Consider the following 25477-nt stretch of genomic DNA (forward strand, 5'->3'; position numbering starts at 1 on the left):
CAGAGTTATTCACACGAATTTGACTTGATTAAATTAAACAAAATTGCACTGGATTGCCTGGTGCAGGCGTTCGACCAGGGCCTGGTTATAACCATGGGACGTCATATTGGCGGTAATTCGCCCCCTGATGGGGAAGCCTAGCAAGTAGAGGTCACCGATTAAATCCAGTATCTTGTGGCGTACGAATTCATCTGGATAACGGAGCTCTGTATTGATGACCTTGCCTTCGTGCATGATGATATGGGAATTGAGGTAGCCACTGCCAACCTTGCCAAGCCTCTGGGCTATTTCAATATTTTCAAAGGTGTTAAATGATCGGGCAGGGGCTATTTCCTCTGCAAAAGAGTCAGTCTCAGGATTGAAAGTGAAAACCTGTACACCTATAGGCTCGGGATAATCCACCCTCATTACTATCTCGAATCCTTCAAACGGCTCTGCATAGAGATGTTTTTCACTATTCTCTTCCTTGCCAACGCCTATTTTCTTCCTGATAGCAGCTATTTTTGCGGGTGCCCTCTGTTCCACTATGCCGACTTTGGTTATAAGGTCATTAAAATCCTTGGCCGAACCGTCTATGTTCGGTATCTCATCATCAACCTTTATGAGGATATTGGTTATGCCGTGTATGGAAAAGGTTGCCATAAGGTGTTCAACAGTACGGACCTGTTGTCTGCCGTTTTGCAGAGTGGTTGAATTTGCAGAAAATATTTTCGACGGGTCGATTTGAGAAAAATTCTCGAGGGAGGTGATATGCCCGGGGATGGTTTTACCATCAAGGGTTTGAAAAACGATACCTTCATTCGCCCCGAGAGGGCATAATATAATACCTGTGTTCCGACCACTCAATAGCCCAAAGCCGTTGAGAACGATATTCTCTCCAATGGTACGTTGAGGTTCAGAAGATTCGACGACTTCTACCGTATCAGCGAGACGTAATGATTCATGATCGGCGGTTTCTGGTCCCAGGGCAGCAGGAAAGATCAAGCCGTTACGTACAGGTGGGTGCTTCACCACGGATTCCACTTTCTCAAGTAACACTTCCAGGTGAAGTGGTTTTTCCATGAAATCGTAGGCTCCGGCCTTGATAGCGGTAACTGCGGTCTCAATACCTGCATGTCCGCTCATCATGATGACAGGGAGTTTGGGAAATCGGCCATGCAGCCGCTTGAGAAGTTCCAACCCGTCTACTCCAGGGAGCCATATGTCGAGTAATACCAGAGACGGCTCCATAGAGTCGAGGCTCTGCCAGAAACTTTCTGCATCCTGAAATACAATGGCCTTATATCCTTCGTCTGTCAGGATGCCGGAAACCGTGGAGCAGATATGAGGTTGATCGTCTACAATACAAATTGGATTCATATTTTCTAAACCGGAATATAATTTAAAATTGATTCTCAAGATACCCATCATAAGTGATTTTACAAGAGTGTGCTGTGATGATCTTTGGGCTGGTCTATTTTTTTCCAGTTTCCTGGGGGCTCATTCAATAGCTTGGAATGTAGGCATGCTATGCTAATGTTTTGTTATTATGAGTTTTGTTTCTCTGCTGTAGGGGGCGGTTCTTTTGTCTGTCTCATGATAGATTTGTTCCTGGATATGAACAGAAAAACGATTGCACCAGGAACGCCACTTATATTTTTTTGAAGAATAAGGTTTAATACAAGTACGCCTGAGATTGGAACTTGCTGCCAATTTTCCCCCCGCCAGAAAATAAATGAGTGATGCATATGGTACGCCTTTTGACGGTTTTGATCACAGCACTGTTATTTCACCCGCTTTGCTGTATAGCTGAGTCAAGAGTGCAAAGCACCTCACCCCACGCAGCCGTCTTTATGTATCATCGTTTTGGGGAAGGCAAGTATCCCAGTACCAACATCAGAATTGATCAGTTTGAAGAGCAACTTCGTTTCATAGAAGAAAATGAGTTTAAGGTTGTACCGCTTGAGGCCATAATCCATGCTCTGGATAACGGTACCATCCTGCCTGACAAAGCAATAGCGATTACCATAGATGATGCGTATCAATCGGTTTATGATGTTGCTTATCCACGACTTCAGTCGAGGGGGTATCCTTTTACTGTCTTTATTTGCCCAGGAGATATAGACCGTGGAGTGAAGGCGTATATGGACTGGCCTCAAATAAGGGAGATGCATGATAATGGCGTCACCTTTGCAAATCATAGTCTGAACCATGATTACCTGGTCAGGAAAAAGGATGGGGAGACCGCACTGGTCTGGGCAGAAAGGATAAGATGGGACCTCGAAGAGGCGCAAAAAAGGCTAATTGAGGAGCTTGATGAGGCACCTCCCTTTTTTGCATATCCATATGGTGAATATAATCTTGAGTTGATGGCTATCGTAAAGGAGCTGGGGTTTACCGCTTTTGGTCAACACTCCGGGGTGGTTGGGCCTTTAGCTGACAGAGAGGCTTTGCCACGTTTTCCTGTCGCTGAAGCCTTTGCTGATATGTCCGCATTCAAGGTGAAGGCGTTAGCCCTTCCTATGCCGGTTGTTCAGCAGGATCCAGTTGATCCGCAAACCGTTGAAAGAAGACCAGGGTTGACGTTAATCCTCAAACCGGTAGATATGGAACTCGATCAGCTGAGGTGCTTCTATAACGGCCAACCAGTGACTGTTGCCTGGAAAGAAGCGGGCCGAAAGTTCACCATCCAGGCACCCGAGGACCTCCCAGCCGGCAGGTCCCGATATAACTGTACAGCACCAAGTACCGAAAACAGTCGATATTACTGGTTCAGTCATCAGTGGATTCGACCTGCTCAACCATAATGTTAATGAGGCAGGATATGACACTTTTACGATTCAGTGGTTTCCGGTTTCTTACGCTTTTTACTGTTCTATTTCTCGGTAGTTTCTTTTTTCCTCGTGTTTCGTCCGGCATATCCGATAAGGGGGAAGGGTATGAAATTCTTATACATGAAGGAGGGATAACGGAAATTATCGAGCATTTTAAGAGTAGAAAATTCTGGGGAGAATCCAGCCATGCCCAGGATCTTGAGGTTCCGAGGATAATACTAGCTGTAGCCAGCGGCCGCTGGGCAACAGAATCTAAAAGCATTGATGTGGGGTTGAAAAAAGAACTGTTTTACCGAAGCATTGTACCAATGGTTTTGTTGTCCAACGAATTGATTTTGAAAGAGAGAGCAGACGTTGAGGAAGCAGGGGCGCTGTTGGAAGCAGGCGCTGAGGTGAACGAAAAGCAACAGCAACGGGTATCAGACCTGGCAGAACGTTACGGCGTTGAGGAAGAAAATCTAAAAGATGTGGTGGTGCAGCTCATGGAAAGAGTTGACACGATACCGCCGGCACTTGCCCTCGGGCAGGCAGCATATGAAAGTGGTTATGGCACGTCACGTTTTGCACGAGAGGGGAACGCTCTTTTCGGTCAGTGGACCTATTCAGGACAGGGAATGAAGCCTAAAGAGCAGCGGGCCTCTAAGGGGAACTATGGTGTAGCTTCGTATAAATGGCCTTTCGATTCAGTCAGAAGCTATATGTATAACCTTAATACTCACAGTGCCTATAAACCCCTTCGGGATAAACGTGCATCTTTCAAAAAGCAGGGGAAAGAACCTAGGGGGCTTGAGTTGTGTGAGACTCTTCTGAACTACTCAGAAAAAGGAGAAGAGTACGTTTCCACCCTGAAAAACATCATAACAGCCAATGGGCTCGAGGTAGTTGATAACGCCCACTTAAGAACAGAACCCGTCACTCTCACCGTTGGTGTAGCTCCTGAAAATAAAGAGGATGCGGAGATGAGGATCAAAGAGCTGAGAACCTCAGGAGAGTTGGACCGCATTGTTAAAGAAATACTCGGGAGGGTAGAGTAATCCTGCTCCTGTTATTTTTTGGGTAATGAGTTTTGCTGATTCCCTCCCCACGATTCTGTTTCTGACCTGGTACTCACTGGTTGTGGCTGTGTGACAGAATCTTGAAATCACTTCTTATAGGCGTAGTGTTGATGCATTAATGATGGTATTTTTTAGGTGCAGTCATCGTGGCAGTCCGCTACACTCTTTTCATGTCGTTGGTGGAGGAGGGGGAAGCAGATGTGTCCATAGCCGATCAATAAATAGCTCACAGGATTTATGGGTAAAATAATACAGGTTATAAAAACACTGTTTCCAAGCATGCTCATTATCTGCATGTTTGGATTGAATGGATGCACAAAACTCGGTCCCGACTTTACGACTCCTGAAGCTAAAATACCCAAAGAGTGGGGTGATACAGATTCTCGGCTTTTCCATAAGCCCTCACTGGAGGAATCCCTGGAGTGGTGGAAACAGTTCAATGATCCTGTACTTGACGAGCTCATACTTATCGCTTACAGGGAAAACCTCACCCTCCAGAGTGCCGGACTCCGTATAGTTGAAGCCAGGGCACAACTGGCAACAGTAAAGGGAAACCTCTACCCGCAGTCACAAACGATGAGTGGTGATCTCTTTACCATTGGTAGCACAGCTCCGGCTGCTGATCGTTACTACAATGCGGCCTTGGTTGGTTTTGATGTCGGCTGGGAAATGGATTTTTGGGGGAAGTTCCGTCGCTCAGTCGAGTCGGCAGATGCAAACCTGTTAGCATCAATCTATGATTACGACGATGTGCTGGTCAGCCTGACTGCGGAAGTTGCCAGGAGCTATGTCACTATCCGTACCCTGCAGGAACGAATAGCTCTGGCCCAAAAGAATACGGAGCTGCAGCAAAATACGTTACAACTCGTGATACTGCAGTTTGAGGCAGGCGTTGTTACAGAGCTGGATGTTCTCCAGGCCAAAACATTACTTTCAAGTACACTGGCGACTATTCCCAATTTACAGGCAGCCCTCTCAACCTATAAAAATAGTTTGGCTGTTCTACTCGGGAAGTTACCCGAAGAAATTGAACCAGATCTTCAAACCGGTGGTGCTATCCCTGAAATGGGCTCATCTATTGCAATGGCAATGCCAGCTGAGCTGCTTCGCCGTCGTCCGGATGTGCGTCGTGCAGAGATGCAGGCAGCTGCCCAGAGCGCACAGATAGGTATTTCCAGGTCAGAACTGTTTCCCAGTTTTACCCTTTTCGGCTCGGTTGGCTGGAGTGCGACAGATATCGGCGAAAACAGTCTCGGTGATATTTTCGATTCAAACAGTTTTTCCTATAGTTTTGGGCCTGCTTTCACATGGAACGTTTTAAATTACGGTCGCTTGAAAAATCAGGTTCGTGTGCAGGATGCCAGATATCAACAAACTATCCTCAATTATCAAAACAGTGTATTAAACGCTGCGAGGGAGGTGGAAGACGCCATCCAGACTTTTTCGCGAACCTTTCAGGAGGCGGAATTGGTGCGCCAGGCCGTTGCGACTTCGAAAAAGTCAACAGAACTGTCTCTGCTGCAGTATGAGGAAGGGCTTGCAGATTATCTGAGGGTTCTCGACTCGACCAGGTCTCTTACGCTGAGAGAGGATCAATACGCCCAGATCAAAGGCCAAATAGCCACCTCAGCCATTGGGCTGTACAAGGCCTTTGGTGGTGGTTGGAAAACGTATCTGAAACAACCATACCTGCCAGCCATAACCCGTGAACAGATGTCGCAGCGAACCGATTGGGGAGGGTTGCTCCCTACCTCAGAAAAACCAGGCGGAGAAGAGTAATGTCAGCTCAGAACAAAATGCAGCATGAGCCGGATCAGAAACCTGAAAGGCAGGGTGCAACAGCAGTAAATAGTATGGGACTCGGGGGGAATCCTGTAAAAAAATGGACAGGCCTGGTTGTGGTTTTGTGTCTGGTCATTTTCGTTGGCCACCTGCTTGCTGATAAATTTACACCCTATACCAGTAACGGACGTATCGAGGCCTATGTTGTCCCGATTGTATCTCAGGTATCCGGTCCGCTTACCGAGGTAAATGTTGAAAATAACCAGATAGTGTCGAATAACCAGGTCCTGGCTGTTGTTGATTCAACCAAATATGAATTGGGGGTTAAACGTGCCCAGGCCGATCTTCAGATGGCTACGCAGACCTCAAAGGCTGATGTCTCTTCTGTCACAACTGCCCAGGCTAAGGTAACGGAAGCCGAGGCAAACCTTCAGAATGCCAAGATTAAAGGTGAGCGTATCATCAAGCTCTCTAAGAAGGGGGCGGCATCGGTATCCCGTGCAGATGATGCACGGTCCAAAATTGCAGCCAGCCAGGCAAAACTGGCCAGTGCCCGTTCAGAACTTGAGAAAGCCAGGAGCCAACTCGGTCAGGTCGGAGAGGAGAATGCAAAGATAAAGTCTGCGTTTGCCGCACTTGAATCAGCTCAGCTGGATCTGACCAGGAGTTCCATTCGTGCCCCTTCAGACGGGATTATCACCAACCTGACTATCGATGTCGGGCATTATGCGACGGCGGGTTCTCCCCTGATGACCTTTATTTCAACCAGGTCTGTCTGGATTCAGGCCGACTTGCGGGAAAACTGTCTCGTAAATATTCGTCAGGGTAATAGGGTTGAGATCGTTTTGGATGCCGCTCCCGGGCGTGTGTTTAATGGAGAAGTGCTCAGCGTCGGCTACGGTGTTTCTGATAATGTGGGGAACACCCTTGGAGGGCTGACAACCGTCCAACCGACACAGGGCTGGCTTCGTCAGGCCCAGCATATTCCGGTCCTCGTTCGCTTTACCGATGATGCGTCCAGGTCGTTCAAACGCGTCGGTGGTCAGGCGAACGTGATTATCTATACGGGTGACAACGTGCTGCTTAATAGTCTCGGCAGGTTATGGATACGGATAATCAGCCTGCTATCCCACCTCTATTGATAGCAGGAAAATGACTACTCAGTTGATTCGCATACTCCGTCTGAGTACAGGCGTTACCGTGGCCGTGGCTGTAAGTTACGGATACGCCTGGATGCTCTTTTTCATAACACCGATTATTACATTTATATTTCTGGTGATGCCGGTATGGATCGGTGGGAAAATGGCTGTGCAACTCCTGCTGCGGCTTGGGTTTTCACTGCTGGTCGGCATTGTAATAGCTGAGTTTTTCCTGCAGTACCCGTTACTGTGTATACCCCTCTACGGCGTGCTGTTTTTCTATATCTATTATCACGACACCCCTGCAGCGCCTCCCATGGCCGTTTTGTTCATGACCCTGGCCATCACTATGATTCCGATTATGAGTTTTTCAGGTATTGCGATGGCCCATGTGGTGGCTTTTTACCTCCTGGTGAATATGGGACTCGGTCTTGTCTTCGCCTGGTTGTTCCACAATCTCCTCCCGGATAGTCTGGCAGCCTACTCAGAAACCTGTACGCCTTCTACAAAACCTATACCACCAGCCGTTGAGGAGGCCGAGAGGGTCCGACTGGCCTTGGTGAGTACGGTCGTGGCTTTGAGTGCGGTACTTCTTTTCTTTGCCTTTAACCTAGCACAGCATGCCCTCGCAATGATCTATATCTGTTTTATGGCTGGAACACCAACCACCAATGCATCACTGGTGGTCATGAAGGCCAATGCGACAGCGACCTGCATCGGAGGGATCGCTATAATCATCGCTTTTAATCTGCTTGTTGCGGTGCCTGCCTATCCTTTTCTCATAGCCCTTGTGTTTTTGTATTCCCTCTTGTTCACCGGTAAAATCTATAGTGGATCCGCTTCTGCCGCTGCTTTTAGTTCCGGGTTTACCACCTTCCTTGTGTTGCTCGGCAGTTCGACCGGCGTCGACAAGCTCGCCACCACAAATTTTTATGTACGTATAACCCAGGTTCTGTTTGCAGGAATCTTTACTCTCGCTGCCCTGGTAGTCATTGAGAGGTTTTCCCGACCGCGCACATGGAGCCTGCAAAAACTCTACAAAAAACTACTCGCCGGTACGCTTGGTAAATAATTGCATTCAGAGTCGTCTTTCGAGGCACTTGAAATCCATCTTGTCGAAGTTAGTTCGCTTTCTTTCTACTTTACGGAGACCTTCATGAGGACACTATTACGCTGGCTTATTAAAATGGTTGTAAGCCTTTTATTCCTCATAGTCCTGGCAGTAGCTGTAGTGATTTTCCTGAAGATCCCACTTGATCTGACACCTTTCAGGGAACCGGTGGAAATAGCTCTCAGTCAAGCTATTAACCGTACTGTAAAAATCGAGGATAGTGTTACCGTCTCAACATCGCTTTCCCCCTATTTTACTGTCAAAGGAGTACTCATTGAAAATCCTGAAGGGTTTCAAACAGCGAACTTCCTGTCCATGGATCTCATTAGAATCCAGCTTGACCTGTTACCCTTATTAAAAAGGAAAATTCACATTAGTGAGTTTCAGGTTCAGGGACTTCATGTAACCCTGGAAGAAACTGCAGATGGAAATGTTAACTGGATTTCTGGTTCCAGCAGCGAAACACAAAAGAAACAATCCAGCGGCCCCGAATTAACACATCTGCCCAATTCATCTGAAAGAAGGTCAGGACTCGCCAGTGATACACTGGTGTTGCGCAACCTCGATCTACAGGATCTTGATGTTAGCTTCCACCATCCTGATTTAGAAAAACCGGCACGTTTTCAACTGGAGCACTGCCTCGGTAAGATGCTCCCGGGTAACCCCTTGCATCTGGATATTGATGGAACTTCCCTCGGTTTTGATTACTCCATGAATATTACCGTAGGCTCACTTGAGGAGTTGCTTCTTCACAACACCTCATGGATGGAAATGCAGGTGGAAATTGCCGAAACCACCCTAAACTTCACCAGTAATGTAGATTTAGCCACGGCCACCAAATCCCTGTTTCTGCAGACAACTGTGCAGGGAGATAATCTCGCAAGTCTCAATGACCTTTTGCAAATTGACCTTCCACCTTTCGCTAGGTACAGACTTGATACCGGCGTGCAACTACGTCCTGATGATTATGAGTTGCACCGATTGCATATTCAAACAGGGGAAAGCAGTCTTGAAGGAACTGCCAGGATACTGGTTTCCCCTGATACAACTTCAATTGATGTTCAACTGCATTCCCCGCTGGTTCAGATTGACGATTTTGTGTTCGATAACTGGAGTTGGCTGGGGGAACCGGTGGATACTGTCAAAGTTGATGAAGAGGAAACCGTCGACTTCTCAAAAATAAAAGAAAATAGAAAAACGAAAGAGCCTCCAATTTCGACGTATAACGAAAGTCTGATAAGAGATTTCCTGACCCAATATGAGTGTTCTCTCCTCATTGAAGCCGACAAGGTTGTATCAGGGGATGATGACCTCGGTGGAGGCCTTTTAAGGGCTTTGGTTCATGATGGTCGACTAAAAGTTGACCCTCTCATGTTCCGATTGCCGGGAGGGAAAATCGAGATGATGGCATCAATCAAACCAGGTATAGAAAAGTCTGACGCAGACTTGAAAGTGCTCATGAAAAACTTTAACATCGGAATTCTGGCACATCGGGTAAAGCCGGATTCGAAAATGGGTGGCTTGATCAATCTTGATATCGATCTTCATTCTAATGCAGCCACCATGAACGAACTCCTTGAAAACGGGAACGGGTATTTTGACTTTTCAGGTGAACTTGAAAATTTTGAAGCGGGAATAATCGATCTCTGGGCCGTAAATCTGGTTGCTGCAATTGTTTCGAATGCAGAAAAGAAAAAATCCCGACTCAATTGTGCTGTAGGTAGATGGTCTGCAACAGATGGGCTTCTTCAGTCAGATGCATTTTTCATTGATACAGATAAGATAAGGATCTGTGCTGATGGGGCTGTTAACTTTAAAAATGAACGAATAGATGTAAACGTGAAACCGAGGGCAAAAAGGCCAGAGTTTTTTAGCCTGGCCACACCTCTTGAGGTTCATGGATCGTTTTCCGATATTAAATTCGGGCTGGGAGGCGGACAGATCGTCGGTACGGCAATAAAATTTGTAGCCAGTCCAATATCGACCCCAATTCAACGGATATTTAAGTCAAAAATACCGGCCGATGGAAGCGATGCATGCACCATGCAACTTGGGGCGGAAGGACGGGAGGAGATCGTCGTCCCTCTCTGTCAGAAATGAGTCATCCGGTTCTATAAAAGGTTCGGTAAAAACATCACCACTGAAGGCATATAGGTTACCACAACGAGGACAATCAATAAGGCCACGATGAACGGCCAGATTTCCAGGACAAATTGTCCAACCCTCACCCCTGTTATGGCGCAAGTGGTAAACATCATGGAGCCAAAAGGTGGTGTTATCCCGCCGATCATGATGTTGACAATCATGATCAGGCCAAAGTGAATCAGGTCTATTCCCATGACCTTCATCAGCGGTACCAGAAGAGGCGCAACAATAATCAGCAGCGCTCCCCCCTCAAGAAACATACCGAGGACGAGCAGAAGGAGATTGATAACCACCAGGATAATCCACGGTGAATCTGAAATAGCGAGGATACTCCTGGTCAGCTGATGTGGGATGCGTTCCCAGCTCATGTACTGGCCAAAGACGGAGGCCGCAATTATTATCAGCATAACCGAACTGGTGGACAGAACGGTATTCTTTAAGATGATGGGCAGGTGCTCCCATTTAAGTTCTTTATAGAGAAATACCCCGATGATTATACAGAACAATACCGCCATGGCACCGGCTTCAGTAGGAGTAAAAATACCGAACCGAATGCCGAAGATGATTCCAAAAGGCAGGAGCAGGCCCCAAATCGACTCTTTGAGCTGTTTGAAAATCTCGCCTGGCGAGGCCATTTTATCTCGTGAAGGTCGATAATCCCTTTTCTTGGCGATGAGATGAACGGTCATCATTAAGCCAAAACACATCAGAATTCCCGGTGTATATCCGCCGATAAACATCTTTGCCACTGATACCTGGGCAATCAAGGCATAAATAATGAGGTTGATGCCCGGTGGAATAACCGGTGCAATGGCTGAAGAGGCAGCTGTAATGGCAGTTGCAAAGGGGGCGCTGTAGCCATGCTTCGTCATCTGGGGTACCAGAATCTTTGATTGCATTGCCGCATCGGCATTGGCCGAACCTGAAATGCCTCCCATTAAGGTGGAGAGCAGGACATTAACCTGGGCAAGCCCACCACGTAGATGGCCGGTCAGCACGTCAGCCATTTTCATGAGATTTTTGCTTATCCCGGAGTAGTTCATGATTTCACCGGCCATTATGAAGAACGGCACAGCCAGCAGCGGAAAAGAGGAGGTTGAGGTGATAAATTTCTGTAGTATCAGATCCGGCGGGGTGCCGACATCGCCGAATGTGAAATAGGCAAGAGCAGCAGCCAAAAGGGCAAAAGCAATAGGGATACTGGTGAAATAAAGCACCATTACGATGATAACGGGGAATGTTGACATGGCTTTATTTAAGTAAGTTGTGAGGCCTTCTGGCTATATAAAATCGATGCCGGTTTGCTCTTGTTTTTGCCAACCGACTAGTTTTCGAAAATCCCGGTAAAGGAAGTAGAGGGCATACACGGTCATCAGGGTGAAACCAACGGTTAAGGCCAGATTGACGTAGAGTGCCGGAATATCAAGTACCGGGGTTCGTTTTAAACGGTTTGCCTGGATAAACAGGATGCTGAGATAGACGATATATCCGTTGATAGCAAGCATCAGGCAATCGATTAACACAGCAATGAGTGCTCGCAAGGGTGTCGGGCCAATTCGTGTTATAAAATCGATACCGATATGCATTTTATACCGGTATGCCGCAGCGGAACCGACGAAAACACTCCAGATGAAACTGGTTGTTGACACTTCTTCAGCCCAGTAGATTCCACCGTGAAAAGCATATCTGAGTGTTACGTTGACGATAACAACAAGAACGGTGATACAGAGGAAAAATCCGCTGATAACCAGGTCAAGGTTGCTGAGTATTTGTTTAGGTGTAGTAGACATCGTTCATTTAGGAAGATACACGGAAGGGGAGCCCCTTCCGTGTATCGGTAGATCTTTTTATCTCATGGCGTCAAGTTCTTTGAAAATCGCCTGAAAAATGCCTGGAGTCATACCTTCCTGCTCGCCGTAAAGCGGTGCCAAAGCGCTGCGGAAAGCGTCACCGTCCACCTCGTTGAATTTCACGCCGTAGGACTCAAGCTCCTTCACAACACCACCATGCTGGGACTTGAGGAGTTCTACCATGTGGTTTGCTCCCTTCGTGAACTCCTCCTGGACAATTGCCTGGTATTTCGGTGGAATTGAATCCCAGACTTTGGTGGAGATATACACGCCACAGGTACCGAGGATGTGGCGGGTGTTAGCAACATTTTTAGTCGGTCCTTCATAAACCTTGGTTCCGATATTGGTGAATTCAGAGCCTTCGAGCCCATCTACAACACCCTGTTGAACGGCGGAAAGGGTTTCACCCCAAGGCAGTGGAGTTGCAACCGCACCCATGGCGGACAGGGTGTCGATATAGGACTTTGAGCCGGGGGTTCTGATCTTCATACCTTTGAGGTCGGCGGGAGTGGTGATGACCTTCTGGGTGATCAGGTTCCTGAAACCATAGATATAATCAAGTGCGAGGATCTTTATACCCTGTTCCTCGGCCTTGGCCTGCATATCTTTGACAAGCTGTGTTTTGGTGAGGGCAACATACTCATCGAAGCTGCGATACAGCATCGGTGCATAGAGTGCTTTAAAGTCCGGTACATAATCGCCGATGAAAGAAGGATCTTCAACCGAGATGAAATTGGCCCCGCGCACAACCTGCTCAACCCCTTCCTTATAGGCGGGAAGCTGTGCCTGGGGGAACGTCTGGATGTTGATTGCTCCACCAGTCTTCTCCAGGATAGACTCTGCAACCATATCCATGGATTTGGTGAGTTGCTCTGCCGGACTGAACACGTGGCTTAAGCGCAGTTTCAGTTTGAAGTCGTCGGCTGCCATGCTCTGGGTACCCATGGACAGGATGGCGCCTGCAAAAAGGACAGAAAAGGTTTTCCTGATGTTCATACTGCTCTCCTTGTTGTGTTGTTTTGCTTTTAGGTTGTAGTTGCCGCAACATTTGCAGCAGCCTGTTTTTCTGGTCTGAATCCGGATGTTACTCTTCTTTATGGGTTGTCTCACGGACAGCGGTGGACGATTCCCGTACAACCAGCGCAATATCCATCATGTCTTGTATTGGTTTTGAAGGTTGTTCTATCTGGCTCAAGAGCAGCTCGGCAGCACGCCGGCCCATCTCATATGCCGGTTGACGGATGGTTGTCAGTGCCGGAACCATATAGGAGGCGGTTTGCATATCGTCAAAACCGACAATTGACAATTCCTCGGGCAGGATAAGACCCGTTTCCCTCGCGCCCTTGATCGCTCCGAGAGCGATATAATCATTGGAACAGAAAACCGCGGTGGGAGGGGAGGGCAGACCAAGTAATTTCTTGATGGAGTCCCGCCCACCCGAGAGGGAGTAGTCAGTCTGGACCAGCAACTCTTTGTCATAAGAAATTTTGTTGTTTCTGAGGCAGCTCTTATAGCCGTGCCAGCGGTGGTAGCTCCTGTCGGTCATGGAAAAATTGCCAGCCACCATACCGATACGTTTGTGCCCGAGCGACACCAGGTGTTCGGTGGCAAGATAGCCGCCACGGTAGTTGTCTATCCCGACCGCAGAGAAGGGACCACCCTTGACTGTACTGAACAGGAGCACAAAAGGGAATTTTTCGTCAATAAGGGATTTAAGGACATCTCCCTTGAGATTCGTGGTAGTGAGGATGAGTCCGTCCACCTGGCTCTCGCGAAGAACCTTTACCAGGTTTTCCTCCTGGGAGTACTTGTAGTAAGAGTTACCGAGGATAACCCTGATGTTATTGGCATCTCCATATTCCTGGACGCCAAGGGTTGAGTCTGCAAAAACAGGGTTATTGATGGTCGGGATAATGAGGCCGATGGTATTTGACCTTTTGGTAACAAATCCACGGGCGAGGGCATTATACTTGTAGTTGCACTTCGCCATTGCCAGGTACACTTTCTCCCTGGTCTCTTCACGCACGGAATCCGGGGAATTAATAACCCTCGACACCGTGGCTGTTGATACTCCCGCAAGTCGTGCAACATCAAGAATTGTACTCACGAATCTCCCCTTCAAATGTAAACGCTTACATTTCTATAACAGTGGAGCTTTGAGCGTGTCAATGAATTTATTGTAGTTGAAATTAATTATTAATATACCGTTAAAATATGATTATTATCGTTTAATGGTTAAGATCTTGATGTGAAAATTTCTATCAGATATTATTATGGCAATGTAAACATATACATTCAAACTTGGGACGCGTGGATGAGGTGCAGTAGAGTAACAAATTTAACTGAGCGGGTACACCGAATCGACTGTGGTGGGATGCATGTCGATCTGGTTGCAACCTCAAGTGGCACGGTACGTATCGGGAGCATGCCGGATATAGCAAAATTCCTGGTCGAACACGGTTTTCGGGAAGAAATCGTGGTTGTACCTGATTGGGAAGTGTCCCTTGCCGGTGACAACCGCACCGGTGAAGAGTTTGTTCTCTGGTTTGCACAAACGAAGGGCGGTCTGGTAAAGGAGTATGTGGGGCAGAGGCGTAACGTCGAACAGCTCCACTACCACCTTGGCCGTATCTTCCCCTACTTTTTCGACGCAAAACGTCTTTCGATTGTCAGGAAGAGGTGGCTTGATAATTGGTGCCGGGTAAATATCGCCCAACCGCATTATCGTAAACGGGATCTTGAGGTGCGATGCGACAAGGGGGAGATCATTGTTTTGGATAAAGGGCGGGTCGTTTATGACAGGTCAGAGTTTACTCCTGTTGGTACTGATGATGATATCGAAGCGTTGCTGGCAACTGTGCCACGCGATCAGGCACCACGTGATTGTCTGGAAATCACGCCCATCGGCTGTGGTAACGGTTTTAATGGCATAGTGGCCAACACCCTTGTCCGGTTTGATAAATATGTTATCTGGATAGATCCGTGCGGCTATCCGGCCCATACCCTCGCAGAGCATGACATCCATTGGGACGACATTACCCACTTTCTGTTTACGCACAATCATGAAGACCATATTCAGGGATTCACTGCCTGTCTGCAACGTGCACGAAAGCACCGACGCCGTTTGCGTATTCTCGCGGCAGACAGTGTGTTCCGTCTTCTTGACAAGGTGTACTCTCCGCTGTTCCCTGACCTGAAAGATCTCGTGGTTGTGCAGTCGTTAGTGCCTGGGATTCCTTTTGAGCTGGGCCCTGTAACAATTGAAAGCCGCTGGAATCATCATATCTTGCCATATGGGACAATCGGCCTCAAGATATCAGCGGGGGGCAGGTGTTTCGGCTATTCGGGAGATACCAAATATGATGAGGTGATTAATAATGTCCTCAAACGGGAAGAACTCACTGCCGCATGGTTTGCCCACTGTGATCTTGTGTTTCACGAGATTGAGTTCGATAATCCGGACAGTGTACATAGCCACTGGAAGCAGGTAGAATTGCTGCAACAGGCAATTCAGGGAAAAGTTCTCGGGTACCATACAGAGTATCTGGAACACAGCCCGTTTGATCTTGCAGAAGAAGGGGTTCGCTACCTGCTGGATGGTAACGAATAATTACTAATGTCATTGACTCGTTTATTGATCAGCATTTAAAGGAAGCAGGGATGGCGGAAGACACAAAGTGTTTACTTATCGGTCACAGGGGGTGCGGGTATCCGGACTATAACCAGAATACCATACGTGCATTCAAAAAAGTTATTGATGAAGGAATATCTGCCATTGAATTTGATGTGCAGCTTACAGCCGATAAAAGACCTATCGTTGTTCATAATCTGGACCTGAGCGAGGTGTCTACAGGTTCGGGACCTGTTTTCAGGACGAACTGGGATGCGATCTCTCAGCTTTATGCAGGAGATCCCGGCAGGGGAAAAGATCGAATTCCTGAATTGCTTGAGGTGCTTGAGCTTGTCGCTGCACTACCGGCTGACAAAAGAACGGTCATGCATTTGGAGTTGAAAGGGCGGGGGAGCGGCACGCCTTGCGGTGAAATTCTCCGGCAATGGCTGGATAATGGAAAGCTTAAGGAAAAGGATTTCCTTATCAGCTCTTTTAACTGGCAGGAGTTGAGGGACCTGAAAGAGTATTGTCCGGAACTGCAGATTGCCGTGCTTTCAGGTGCCATCCTCAGAGATAAATTGTTAGAGAAGCTCCCCTGTGGGCCGGGGAAATTTTATAGAATATTTGCCTACCCGGAAGAAGACTATATCCTGCCGAAAGAAAGTAGCTATGAAGAAAACAAAAAGTTGATCGACAAGGCTTATTCAGACACTCGGGAAAAAGAGGTCCTCTATGAGATAGTTCATCGCGCATTAAGCGGCGATTTCTATGATGAGAAGTTACTTGATGCTGCCGAAGAAATGGGAGCTGTCGCAGTGAATCTCTGGCATCGCTCTCTCACTGAGGAGTTCATGAGTAAAGTCCAGCAACGGGGATTTCTCGTCAATATTTTCACCATCAACGATATGAACCTGGTCCAGAAATGGGCGCGTGCAGGGGTTGATGGTATTTTTACGGATTACTATCGGGATGCCAGAAACGCCCTAGCCCGGATGGTATAGGAAATAAACAATCGTTGGAAGCCGTCACCGCATTTGTTGTGTTACCCGTGATTTTTCACGCCTCTAAGAGGTTGTCCGGGAATTGCCATTTGGGCTCAGATCGAGGCAATTGCAGAAAATTCAGTACCGCCATATGGTTGATATCGGAGTCTGCGCTACCTGCGAGCATAAAATTTTCTGCAAATAACGAAGAGATGGGTCAAAAGGGTTTTCTCCGACACGCTCCTGGTTATTGGCTAACCAACAGTGCCATAAATAATGGAGGAGTCGTTTTTGGCCCTGAACGAGTGGCGTTCAGGGTGGGGAACTCCCGCATCCCGCAGCATGTCACATATCTCCTTTTGAGAATACGAACGGCCGCCATTGTTAGCCAGTAACATATTGAGTGAAAACAGGGCCGGAAATTCGGGTCCATCTTTGGCGTCATCGAGGATGAAGTCATGAATTAAGATCAGGCCCCCTTTTTTCATGGATTCAACGCATTTCCCAATTAACTGTCGGCATTGTTCGAGAGTATTGCTGTGCAGCACATGGGAGAGCCAGGCGACATCATATGGACCACCTGAAAGAGGGTCTGTCAGGAAGTCTCCGGCTAAAAACTCGATGCGATCAGCGAGATCAAACTTCGATATTGTATTTCGGGCAAATACCTCGGTTGTGGGTCTGTCAAAAATAACTGCCTCGAGATCCTTGTTTTCCTTGCAAAAATGTATGGCAAATGTGCCAGGTCCGCCTCCCAGGTCAAGAAGACGATGATAGCCGGACAGGTCTATTTGAGCTGCTATCTGGGGGGCAATTTGCGAAGCCAGGTTAAACATCCCCATGAGAAAGCTTTCCCTTTCAACCTCCTGGCCATAGGAGCGCCTGGACACCGGCTCGCCGGTCTGAACTGCGTGACCGAGTTGTGCCCAACCATCAAGCAGATGGTGGTGATGAAGAATGATGTGTCCCATGTAGTTCTGAGATGATTCAACAAGAAAATTCCCGGATGCCTGACTGTTCTCGTAGGTGTCGTCCTTTTTTATCAATAACCCCATGGCAGAGAGGGCATCGAGCAGGAGAAGGGTTGCCCTGGTGTCACTCCCAATTTCTGCCGCGAGTTTCGTTCCGGTTAATGGTCCATCGGCAAGTTTTGAATAGATCCGGAGCCTGACTGAAGCCTGCAAGGTGCAACCGCGCCAGTAGGCGCTGGAGGTACTCAGCAGTTCACCTGGATGCCATATCGTAGCCATAGCTGTCTCCTTTCACATGGAATTTTTATAGGTCTCTCGGTTTATATTCTCTTTTGTAGTGTGCTCGCACCATTACTTCTTTTTTTTCGGTTGGATCTTTTTTCGCTGGGCCCTTAGTGATTCCGTAAACGAGGCGATATCCCGTATCTTCCAGGCCACTGAGCTGAGGGTACCTTCATCTTCCTGGAAATCTATCTGCAACAGAGGGGTGGAGGCTGAAATGTCCAGGAAATGAGTCGGATTTACTATGCGCTTTATTTTTTTAAGGGGAATACAAAGTTCTAGCCGAGGGTGCAGGCGGAGAAAAAACAGTTCATTCTGGGCTAAGACAAGCACACCTTTTGCCCTGATTTGTTTGCCTTGCACCGAATCTATACCGAGATAATGTGCCAGGTTGTCATGGCACACAATATCACCGGAGTCATATCGTACGGCGAGTGTTTCCCGGCATTCTCTACGGATTCTACTCATTCTGGTAAGGATGGTGATGAATCCGACCAGTATCGAAACACAGATAGCAAGACCAATATATAGAGAAAACCTGGTGTAGGATCCATTAAGTGTGATCCCCAGCGCACCTATATCCATAATCATCCCTCACTATTCTGTATTATCTTGTCATGAATTATGTTGAAACGGCACTTGCCAGAGGTCTTACCATTGCTTCCGGTATTCAGATCGCAGCAAACGGTACTGATACTACCTGATCACCGAAGAACTTTCCAGAACCCTTTAATCCTGACAAGTAAAGGTGGAAATGATTAGGGCAGGATAAGATATATCAGGATAGGGCTTTTGATGCAATAATTCTCGTCCTGACCCTGGAATAGTATTAAGAGACTGCGTTGCAGCTAAATGGTTTTTTCGGGGTTTGAAAGTATCAGGTGCACCAGTGCAAATTTGATATTTGCTGAGGTCCTCGCGGGGGGAACACCATGCCGCAGCATCCCGAATAAAATCAGGAAGTATATTCTCGTAGGGGAATGGTCTCAGGAGTTATTGTTTGAGTCAACTTACGTCATTACTCCGAAAGGAAAATTTTGACCGCCCTGATTCCTGTTCTTTGAGTTCTTGAATTTATTCTGGCCGATGAGTTTGACCTTCTTCGCGGTGAGTTTCTGCTTATTTATGTGACATTCAAACTCAACAGTTGCACCGACTTTTAAGAATTGACAGTTAGTAAGGTCCGCCTTACTCACCCTGATGTCCGGGCCATTACCATTATCGAGAAATCCGGTGTCCTTGTCACGGAACCATTTTTTGACTGTTGTTTGCAAAAAAGCACCTATAATTATATGGATGTGATTCGGCCTGCAAATGCAGGCAGGTATCTGAACAATGGCTTTCATAAGCCGGTTTTTGCTATAATGTGCTGATGTGATAGAAGACTACATTAGTACCGAAGACATGATGTCAGGCAAATTCGAAATGAATGAGCGCCCTTATCGGACTGAGTTTAATGATAATAAGTTGGGTTGCTAATCGTCTTGAGGAGGAGGATTGTCTGCTTCAGCGGCAGCGTCTTTATTATTTTTTTCGAGCTTCTTCTGCCTTTTTTCCTCTTTCTTTTTTTTCTTTGCCAATTCCTTCTGGCGTTTTTCAAATGAATAGTTTGTTCTGGCCAAGATTATGCTCTTTCTCTTTACTGCGTGTTTTACTACGAAAAAGACCTCGCATAATGCGAGGTCTTTACAAGGGTCTATATCAAGGTCTGCTTACTGTTGTACAACGTTCTCAGCAGCAGGTCCTTTGGGGCCGTCTACAACATCGAAGGTTACCCGTGCACCTTCTGTGAGGGACTTAAAACCTTCTGCTTGAATTGCAGAATGATGAACAAATACATCTTTGCCACCATCCATCTCGATAAAACCAAAACCTTTAGCATCGTTAAACCATTTTACTGTGCCTTCAGCCATCGTGAAATACTCCTGTGTACTTTGGTCCCTTGGGAACCGTTTTGTTATAGTGTCGAGGCATCATGTGACACATCGACTTGAAGTCTGAATGTCCAGATAAATTAGTTTATCAGTGTACAGACTTTCTTAATGCCGAAATCGAAAAAGGAATCTCTACTGCAAAGGTAAGGGTTTGAGGCCTATGCGGTGGGTATACGTTTCGGACGTTTGCCTGGTATTATAATGGATAATATAGAAAAAACAAAGCTTATCTAACACAAGTGCAGATTAGTAGTTTGACAAGAAGAATTCTTAAATAGATACAGCAAGGATGATTGAACCGAAAATTGAGTCAACCTGTCTTTACTCCCAAGGCCAGTATAGATGCCAAATATTTCACCATTATTTAATTAGTACAGTGTTTTTAAGTGGTTAGTGAAGTCGTTGTTATTGTATTACTTCAACCAGTTGTTCGATGTGTTACGCCTATAAAATGTTATGCCGGTGGTGTATCCAGAGACAGGTTAGCCCTGTTATTTTATAATCACTGTACCAATATGGTGCTGGTCGTCGCATGATATCGCTATCAGTTTTTTGGTATATGTAACTAAATCGTGCAGAATGTTCATAAAAGGTCAGTTCAGCCGGTGCCGTCTTCGAAAGTGTTTTGGTGGCAGAGATAGTCTCATATTACTTACTGCCACACACCTTGAAAACGGCACCACCTGAACTGATGAAAACCCCGTTTAGCCTCCAGGTAATCAGGATCAGTCGCGTTTGTGTTTTTCAGGGACGGCTGCGAGTTGATCATTGATTACTTCACATGTGGCTTTCATTGATTCCCCTCTCCTTCCCTTGAAGGTTACGCTGTCACCCTCTGCCTTTCCTTCACAGGCTGCGATCGCCTCTGGTGGCGGTCCTTGTTGTCCTCCGCGCCCCCGATCTTCCCTGTTACTGTTGGCGCAGGCTGTAACAACTGATAGCAGGCTGAGTAATGATAATATCAACCGTTTTGGAGCCTAATTTCTTGATGAGCTTAGGGGTAAAATGATAATAGATTTTGGTTTGCCAGTAGTGTCTCTATCTGACTGAATATCGGAATAAAATATAACATTTAAATTTCTATGTTGCGATGAGTAGTATTACCTGCTCATAAGTACCCTGTTACCGGTACAATTAATACCGGCTCAAATGGAATGAATAAATCAGCATCATTTTTCCATAAGTACTCGAGATGTATTTCTCCAATTAAAAGTATCTTATCCAGCCTCTCAAGGTACCCGCATTAATGCCTACCACTTGCTGTGCCACATAGCTCCATTGATTTAGACGCCCTTGGGGTGATAGAATAAGATCAGAAGAGGGAGGGTTGAATCGTTAATGATGCGGTGAAGGGTTTCAATCCAATGTTTGCAGACATCTTCCAAAATATTCACCATACAAACATCCATCTTGCAGTTTACCTCGTGAAATCTGAATACAGGCCTGGAGTGAAAATTACTCCTATTATATTCAGAGAGATACATAAAGATTTACTGAGGAGATAAAGAAATGGATCAGAAAAAGAACGCTATGGAATGTGTACTCTGCGGTTACACGGCTTCAGGAAAATTTGTAGGGGATATTTGCCCGCAGTGTGGCTTAACCTATTGGAGGTGCAGTAGTTGCAGCTTTATCATCACCTCACCAAACCCACCCGAGATTTGTCCCGAGTGCGGGCAGGAGTGTGATTTTAAAAATATCACATGCTACACTCCGGATTGCGGCGGGCCGGGCAATATCGACCCGCGGCTGTGAGTATACGTACGTCATTTGGGCGACAGTCGTGAATCATTTTTTGAAACAGTGACTTATCCATTGCCACGGAGTTTTCCACCTTGTGCAGGCAATATGGAAATCTGCGTGAAGTGCGTTTGGATATCTTTGTCCTGACAAAATGACAGCTGAGTAGCTTCGGCTGCATACATCCCAGCAATAGAGTCAGACCGGCATCTTTACTCTGGTTCTGGCCCGCCCATGTGATAGAAGTATCGGTAAGGTGTTGGTTGTCAGCACCTTACCGATATGGATTCATCACCAGAACTGGGCAGTGGGCTCGCTTGAGTACCCGGTGAGCGACACTGCCAAGCAGGATCTTTGTAAGTCCGCTTTTTCCATGGGTTCCGATAATGATCATATCGGCATTTTGGCCTTCAGCATATGTAAGAATTTTGTCGACAGGATCGCCTACGACGACCTTGCCTCGACATGTATCACACTTTCCAGCAGCTTTCTTGATGATCCCATCAAGGACTTCTTCAGCTTTCTTTACATGTGCTGAATCATAATCTTCATGTTTGAATTGTGCCATTGCCATTGCCCCCATGGGGACAGATGTAACAGATTCAACACAATGGAAAAAAGCTATTTTGCAATTTAGTTTTTTAGCCATGTCTATGGCAAAGTCTACTAGTTTTTGAGTGTGCTGGTCCAGGTCAACAGGGACAACAATGAGTGCGAGATCTTGCATAATCCCTCCTTACATAATGTGTTAAGGTGGTAGTATTTATGCGGTGGCAGATGAACATCTCTTGTCATTTTTATTTTATCACATGTCGGGAACGACTGGCAAATGGAGCAGGCTGGTGTGTCAAATCTGCTGGATATGTATGTCGGTATATGGATGAGAAAGGGCTCATCCTTTTCTTTTTTTACATCATAATGATAAAATAAAACGTAGTCTGTTTTTCTGACACATAAAAACATTCAATTCGCATTTTCCCGATTTCCTAATTTCTCTGAACAGGAGTCATCGTGGAAATGAATTACGTCGAAGATACACCTGATTTAACAACTGCCATTGGCACTATATCTGAAGTGCATGGGCCGGTGGTTGAGGTGAATTGTTGCCGATTGCCGCCGCTGCGTCAGGCCCTGAGTGCAGAATTAGATGGTGAAATCTATATGTTTGAGGTGCATCAGCATATAGATCAGCATCATATCCGTGCAATTACCCTGCATGAGACCAGCGGGCTCTACCGTGGCATGATGGTATACGACAGTGGTGCATCTCTTCACGTACCGGTCACATCAGATTGCCTGGGACGTCTGGTCAATATCTTTGGTGAACCGCTTGATGGCGGTACGCCACTCTCTGCTGAACTATTTAGAAACATCCACGCCCCCCCACCGGGGCTTTCTGATACACTTGAGACCAGCGGAATCCTGGAAACAGGTATTAAGGTGATTGATTTGCTCTGTCCATTTGCCGCCGGAGGAAAAACCGGTTTGTTTGGCGGTGCCGGAGTTGGCAAAACCGTGTTGGTGATGGAATTTATGCATGCAATCTCTGCAATTCATCACGGGGTTTCTGTTTTTGCAGGAGTTGGCGAACGCATTCGCGAAGGGCATGAGTTATGGCATGAGATGCGTAAGGCCGGTGTTATGCCGCAGACGGTGATGCTGTTTGGTCAAATGGATGAATCGCCGGGGGTGCGTTTTCGGGTCGGGCTGTCGGCTCTTACCTACGCTGAGTATTTACGTGATACTATGCAGAAAGAGGTGTTGTTCGTAATGGACAACATTTTCCGTTTTGTTCAGGCTGGTAGCGAAATTTCAAGCCTGCTTGGGCGAATGCCCGCAACGGTAGGCTATCAGCCAACTCTGCACACTGAAGTTGCTGAATTGCAGGATCGAATACTTTCTACCCGGAAAGGATCAATAACGTCGGTTCAAGCTGTGTATGTGCCTGCTGATGACATGAGTGACCCAGCAGTGAACGCTATTCTCAAACATCTCGATACCACGGTTATTCTTTCACGACAACAGGCCGCCAAAGGGGTCTATCCTGCTGTCGACCCGTTGTGTTCCACCAGCAAATTGATGGATCGCCATACTCTGGGGGATTTTCATTATACGATTGCAGAAGGGGTTCGCGAGGCAATGGCGCGTTATACTGAGCTTGAGGATATAATAACTATGCTGGGTATTGAAGAACTTACTGAAAAGGATCGGCTGATAGTCATGCGAGCACGTAAACTGCAGCGGTATCTTACCCAGCCGTTCGCCGTAACTGCCGCCTTTACCGGGATGGAAGGAAAGTCGGTCTGCCTGTCTGATACCCTTGACGATTGCCAGGGATTTTTAAAAGGTGATTATGACGATATACCGGAAAAGGAATGCTACTTCCGAGGAACAATGAAAGAGATTCGACCATGAACAGCTTTACTCTGCAGGTCTTTGACAGCCAGAAAGACATACAGATACAAGGAGTCACCTCTTTTGTGGGAGAAGATGAAAGCGGCAGTTTCGGTATTCTGCCCGGTCACGCCCGGTTTATGACTGTGCTGGTGCTGGGCCTGGCCAGCTTTCGGTGTGGGAAAAAACTGCGGCAGTATTTAGCAATGCCCGGAGCAGTACTTTATTTTTCTGACAATATATTGAACCTGGTTTGCAGGCACTGCATGATTGATGAAAATTACGATCATATATCGAGACTGCTTTCAGAAGAGTTGCTTGCGGAGGAGGAACAACTTCGTGAAGTTCGTCAGAGTCTCAAGAGGATGGAGGAGGCGTTGCTCAAGCGAATGTGGAAAATACGGCGGCAGGGGATAACGTTATCATGAATGATCGGCAGCTGTTAAAAAAGGATGTTGAGCGACAGGTCAAACGAATGAAAAAGGCCGAGAAGGAGAGACCGACTGTGCTCGCCCAAACCATATTTCTTGGGACTCTGGGCCTGGTGTTCGTCCTCCCTGTCGTAGCAGGGGCTTATCTTGGGCGTTGGCTTGACGGTCTGGTTGAAGGGTATTCGATTCGGTGGACATTAAGCCTGTTGTTTCTTGGAGTTATTGTTGGCGGGGTTAATGCCTATCTACTTATAAGAGAGAAGTAGATGAACGATGTCGGTCTGGGTGTTGAAAATATAGCGGTACTGGGACCATTGCATATCAGTATCAGCCTGGTGACCAGTATCTGCTTAACTATAATTGTCAGTGCTGTGGGGTGGCTGTTGACCAGAAATCTGAGTCGATCACCATCTACCTTGCAGGCGATGGTTGAAGCAATTGTTTCAGTTCTTGAAGAGGCTGTTGCCCAGGTTGCCGGTCATCATACGCAACGTATTATGCCTTTTATTGCAAGTCTTTGGATATTTTTGGTCTTTGCCAACCTGCTGGGGCTGGTACCGGGACTTGATTCGCCCACACGCGACCTGTCGGTGACCACCGCCCTGGCAATCACAGTATTTTTATCGGTACACTGGTTTGGTATCAGGACGCAAGGACTCCGCCGATATCTGGCCCACTACCTGACTCCAAACCCGATCTTGCTGCCGTTTCATCTTATAAGTGAGGTCACGCGTACTGTGGCGCTGGCACTACGTCTTTTCGGAAACCTGATGAGCCTGGAAATGGCTGCACTGCTGGTTCTTATGGTGGCAGGTTTTCTGGTACCAATACCTCTAATGATGCTGCATATCGTTGAAGCGTTGGTACAGGCGTATATATTTGGGATGCTGGCACTTATTTATGTAGCGGGTGGCATTCAATCACAGGAAGAGCGACAGACAGTATAAGGAGAACAGCATGTCTGACATGAATGTAATTGTACTCGTATCGACACTCGGAGCGATTATCGGCCTTGCCATCGGAGTGCAGATGCCTGCCCTTGCGATGGGCAAGGCCATTGCCAGCGCGCTTGAGGCCCTGTCTCGTCAGCCGGAAGCTGAAAAAGCAATTATGCGTTCGCTGTTCATTGGGCTGGCAATGATCGAATCGCTGGCAATATATGTTCTGGTTGTCGTACTTATTGTGTTGTTCCGAAATCCGCTGCTTGAATATCTTATCGGCATGTGAGCTGGAG

At 46.9% G+C, this 25477-nt stretch carries 26 protein-coding genes; 14 read left to right on the forward strand and 12 right to left on the reverse strand.

The window, feature by feature from the left end:
- Positions 1-33: 33 nt before the first annotated feature.
- Positions 34-1359: a UDP-3-O-acyl-N-acetylglucosamine deacetylase gene (lpxC, locus tag GA520_RS07120; RefSeq protein ID WP_163339447.1), complete on the reverse strand. Its 1326-nt coding sequence runs from the start codon at positions 1357-1359 to the stop codon at positions 34-36.
- Between the two features lie 440 nt (positions 1360-1799).
- On the opposite strand from lpxC, the gene GA520_RS07125 reads away from it, so the two are divergent.
- The 6 genes from GA520_RS07125 to GA520_RS07150 all read left to right on the forward strand — a co-directional run bounded on the left by GA520_RS07125 (position 1800) and on the right by GA520_RS07150 (position 10000).
- Positions 1800-2786, forward strand: a complete 987-nt coding sequence (locus GA520_RS07125) for a polysaccharide deacetylase family protein (RefSeq protein ID WP_163339448.1) — start codon at positions 1800-1802, stop codon at positions 2784-2786.
- Positions 2787-2803: 17 nt separating this feature from the next.
- Complete coding sequence (locus GA520_RS07130) at positions 2804-3847, forward strand: glucosaminidase domain-containing protein (RefSeq protein WP_163339449.1); 1044 nt, start codon at positions 2804-2806, stop codon at positions 3845-3847.
- Between the two features lie 258 nt (positions 3848-4105).
- Positions 4106-5647: an efflux transporter outer membrane subunit gene (locus GA520_RS07135; protein ID WP_205749337.1), complete on the forward strand. Its 1542-nt coding sequence runs from the start codon at positions 4106-4108 to the stop codon at positions 5645-5647.
- Complete coding sequence (locus tag GA520_RS07140) at positions 5647-6792, forward strand: HlyD family secretion protein (RefSeq protein WP_163339450.1); 1146 nt, start codon at positions 5647-5649, stop codon at positions 6790-6792. Before GA520_RS07135 ends, GA520_RS07140 begins: the two co-directional genes overlap by 1 nt.
- A gap of 10 nt (positions 6793-6802) precedes the next feature.
- The gene (locus GA520_RS07145) at positions 6803-7861 is read left to right on the forward strand and encodes a DUF2955 domain-containing protein (RefSeq protein WP_163339451.1); all 1059 of its coding nucleotides are present in this window, start codon (positions 6803-6805) and stop codon (positions 7859-7861) included.
- A gap of 84 nt (positions 7862-7945) precedes the next feature.
- Positions 7946-10000, forward strand: a complete 2055-nt coding sequence (locus GA520_RS07150; RefSeq protein WP_163339452.1) for an AsmA family protein — start codon at positions 7946-7948, stop codon at positions 9998-10000.
- A gap of 11 nt (positions 10001-10011) precedes the next feature.
- On the opposite strand, the gene GA520_RS07155 is transcribed toward GA520_RS07150, so the two are convergent.
- The 4 genes from GA520_RS07155 to GA520_RS07170 form a co-directional block, all read right to left on the reverse strand.
- Positions 10012-11292, reverse strand: a complete 1281-nt coding sequence (locus GA520_RS07155) for a TRAP transporter large permease (RefSeq protein WP_163339453.1) — start codon at positions 11290-11292, stop codon at positions 10012-10014.
- A gap of 33 nt (positions 11293-11325) precedes the next feature.
- On the reverse strand, positions 11326-11835 hold the full coding sequence (locus GA520_RS07160; RefSeq protein WP_163339454.1) for a TRAP transporter small permease: 510 nt from the start codon (positions 11833-11835) through the stop codon (positions 11326-11328).
- A gap of 57 nt (positions 11836-11892) precedes the next feature.
- Positions 11893-12891, reverse strand: a complete 999-nt coding sequence (locus tag GA520_RS07165; RefSeq protein WP_163339455.1) for a C4-dicarboxylate TRAP transporter substrate-binding protein — start codon at positions 12889-12891, stop codon at positions 11893-11895.
- A gap of 88 nt (positions 12892-12979) precedes the next feature.
- Positions 12980-14002, reverse strand: a complete 1023-nt coding sequence (locus GA520_RS07170; RefSeq protein ID WP_163339456.1) for a LacI family DNA-binding transcriptional regulator — start codon at positions 14000-14002, stop codon at positions 12980-12982.
- A 207-nt stretch (positions 14003-14209) separates the two neighbouring features.
- On the opposite strand from GA520_RS07170, the gene GA520_RS07175 reads away from it, so the two are divergent.
- Together GA520_RS07175 and GA520_RS07180 are read left to right on the forward strand one after the other, a co-directional pair.
- Positions 14210-15505, forward strand: coding sequence for an MBL fold metallo-hydrolase (locus tag GA520_RS07175; RefSeq protein WP_163339457.1), 1296 nt, complete (start codon positions 14210-14212; stop codon positions 15503-15505).
- A 50-nt stretch (positions 15506-15555) separates the two neighbouring features.
- Positions 15556-16509 (forward strand): glycerophosphodiester phosphodiesterase family protein, encoded by a 954-nt coding sequence (locus GA520_RS07180; protein ID WP_163339458.1) that lies wholly within the window; start codon positions 15556-15558, stop codon positions 16507-16509.
- 236 nt (positions 16510-16745) lie between these two features.
- On the opposite strand, the gene GA520_RS07185 is transcribed toward GA520_RS07180, so the two are convergent.
- The 6 genes from GA520_RS07185 to GA520_RS07210 form a co-directional block, all read right to left on the reverse strand.
- Positions 16746-17741: a methyltransferase gene (locus tag GA520_RS07185; RefSeq protein ID WP_163339459.1), complete on the reverse strand. Its 996-nt coding sequence runs from the start codon at positions 17739-17741 to the stop codon at positions 16746-16748.
- Positions 17742-17813: 72 nt separating this feature from the next.
- Positions 17814-18329 carry a hypothetical protein gene (locus tag GA520_RS07190; RefSeq protein ID WP_163339460.1) on the reverse strand — a complete coding sequence of 172 codons (516 nt, stop codon included), beginning with the start codon at positions 18327-18329 and terminating at the stop codon, positions 17814-17816.
- A 425-nt stretch (positions 18330-18754) separates the two neighbouring features.
- Positions 18755-19018 carry a cold shock domain-containing protein gene (locus GA520_RS07195; protein ID WP_163339461.1) on the reverse strand — a complete coding sequence of 88 codons (264 nt, stop codon included), beginning with the start codon at positions 19016-19018 and terminating at the stop codon, positions 18755-18757.
- A 201-nt stretch (positions 19019-19219) separates the two neighbouring features.
- Positions 19220-19366, reverse strand: a complete 147-nt coding sequence (locus GA520_RS07200) for a hypothetical protein (protein ID WP_167528820.1) — start codon at positions 19364-19366, stop codon at positions 19220-19222.
- Positions 19367-19456: 90 nt separating this feature from the next.
- Positions 19457-19657, reverse strand: coding sequence for a cold-shock protein (locus GA520_RS07205; protein ID WP_163339462.1), 201 nt, complete (start codon positions 19655-19657; stop codon positions 19457-19459).
- 746 nt (positions 19658-20403) lie between these two features.
- Positions 20404-20643, reverse strand: a complete 240-nt coding sequence (locus GA520_RS07210; RefSeq protein ID WP_163339463.1) for a hypothetical protein — start codon at positions 20641-20643, stop codon at positions 20404-20406.
- Positions 20644-21187: 544 nt separating this feature from the next.
- Between GA520_RS07210 and GA520_RS07215 the strand changes: the two genes are divergently transcribed.
- A complete protein-coding gene (locus GA520_RS07215; RefSeq protein ID WP_163339388.1) occupies positions 21188-21433 on the forward strand; it encodes a rubredoxin-like domain-containing protein in 246 nt (81 codons plus the stop codon).
- 259 nt (positions 21434-21692) lie between these two features.
- Here the strand turns inward: GA520_RS07215 and GA520_RS07220 are convergent, their stop codons facing one another.
- Positions 21693-22145 carry a universal stress protein gene (locus tag GA520_RS07220; protein WP_163339464.1) on the reverse strand — a complete coding sequence of 151 codons (453 nt, stop codon included), beginning with the start codon at positions 22143-22145 and terminating at the stop codon, positions 21693-21695.
- Positions 22146-22435: 290 nt separating this feature from the next.
- Here GA520_RS07220 and atpD point away from each other — a divergent pair, with 290 nt between their 5' ends.
- From atpD to GA520_RS07245, 5 genes are read left to right on the forward strand one after another with little or no spacing between them, the layout of a single operon-like run.
- Positions 22436-23833 (forward strand): F0F1 ATP synthase subunit beta, encoded by a 1398-nt coding sequence (gene atpD, locus GA520_RS07225; protein ID WP_163339465.1) that lies wholly within the window; start codon positions 22436-22438, stop codon positions 23831-23833.
- Complete coding sequence (locus GA520_RS07230; RefSeq protein WP_163339466.1) at positions 23830-24240, forward strand: F0F1 ATP synthase subunit epsilon; 411 nt, start codon at positions 23830-23832, stop codon at positions 24238-24240. Before atpD ends, GA520_RS07230 begins: the two co-directional genes overlap by 4 nt.
- Positions 24237-24509 carry an AtpZ/AtpI family protein gene (locus GA520_RS07235; protein ID WP_163339467.1) on the forward strand — a complete coding sequence of 91 codons (273 nt, stop codon included), beginning with the start codon at positions 24237-24239 and terminating at the stop codon, positions 24507-24509. The genes GA520_RS07230 and GA520_RS07235 overlap by 4 nt, the downstream gene beginning before the upstream one ends.
- Positions 24510-25190, forward strand: coding sequence for a F0F1 ATP synthase subunit A (locus GA520_RS07240; RefSeq protein ID WP_163339468.1), 681 nt, complete (start codon positions 24510-24512; stop codon positions 25188-25190).
- Between the two features lie 10 nt (positions 25191-25200).
- Positions 25201-25470, forward strand: a complete 270-nt coding sequence (locus GA520_RS07245; protein WP_163339469.1) for an ATP F0F1 synthase subunit C — start codon at positions 25201-25203, stop codon at positions 25468-25470.
- Positions 25471-25477: the final 7 nt, after the last annotated feature.

This window comes from Desulfopila sp. IMCC35008, assembly GCF_010646885.2.
In the GTDB taxonomy this organism is placed as follows: domain Bacteria; phylum Desulfobacterota; class Desulfobulbia; order Desulfobulbales; family Desulfocapsaceae; genus Desulfopila.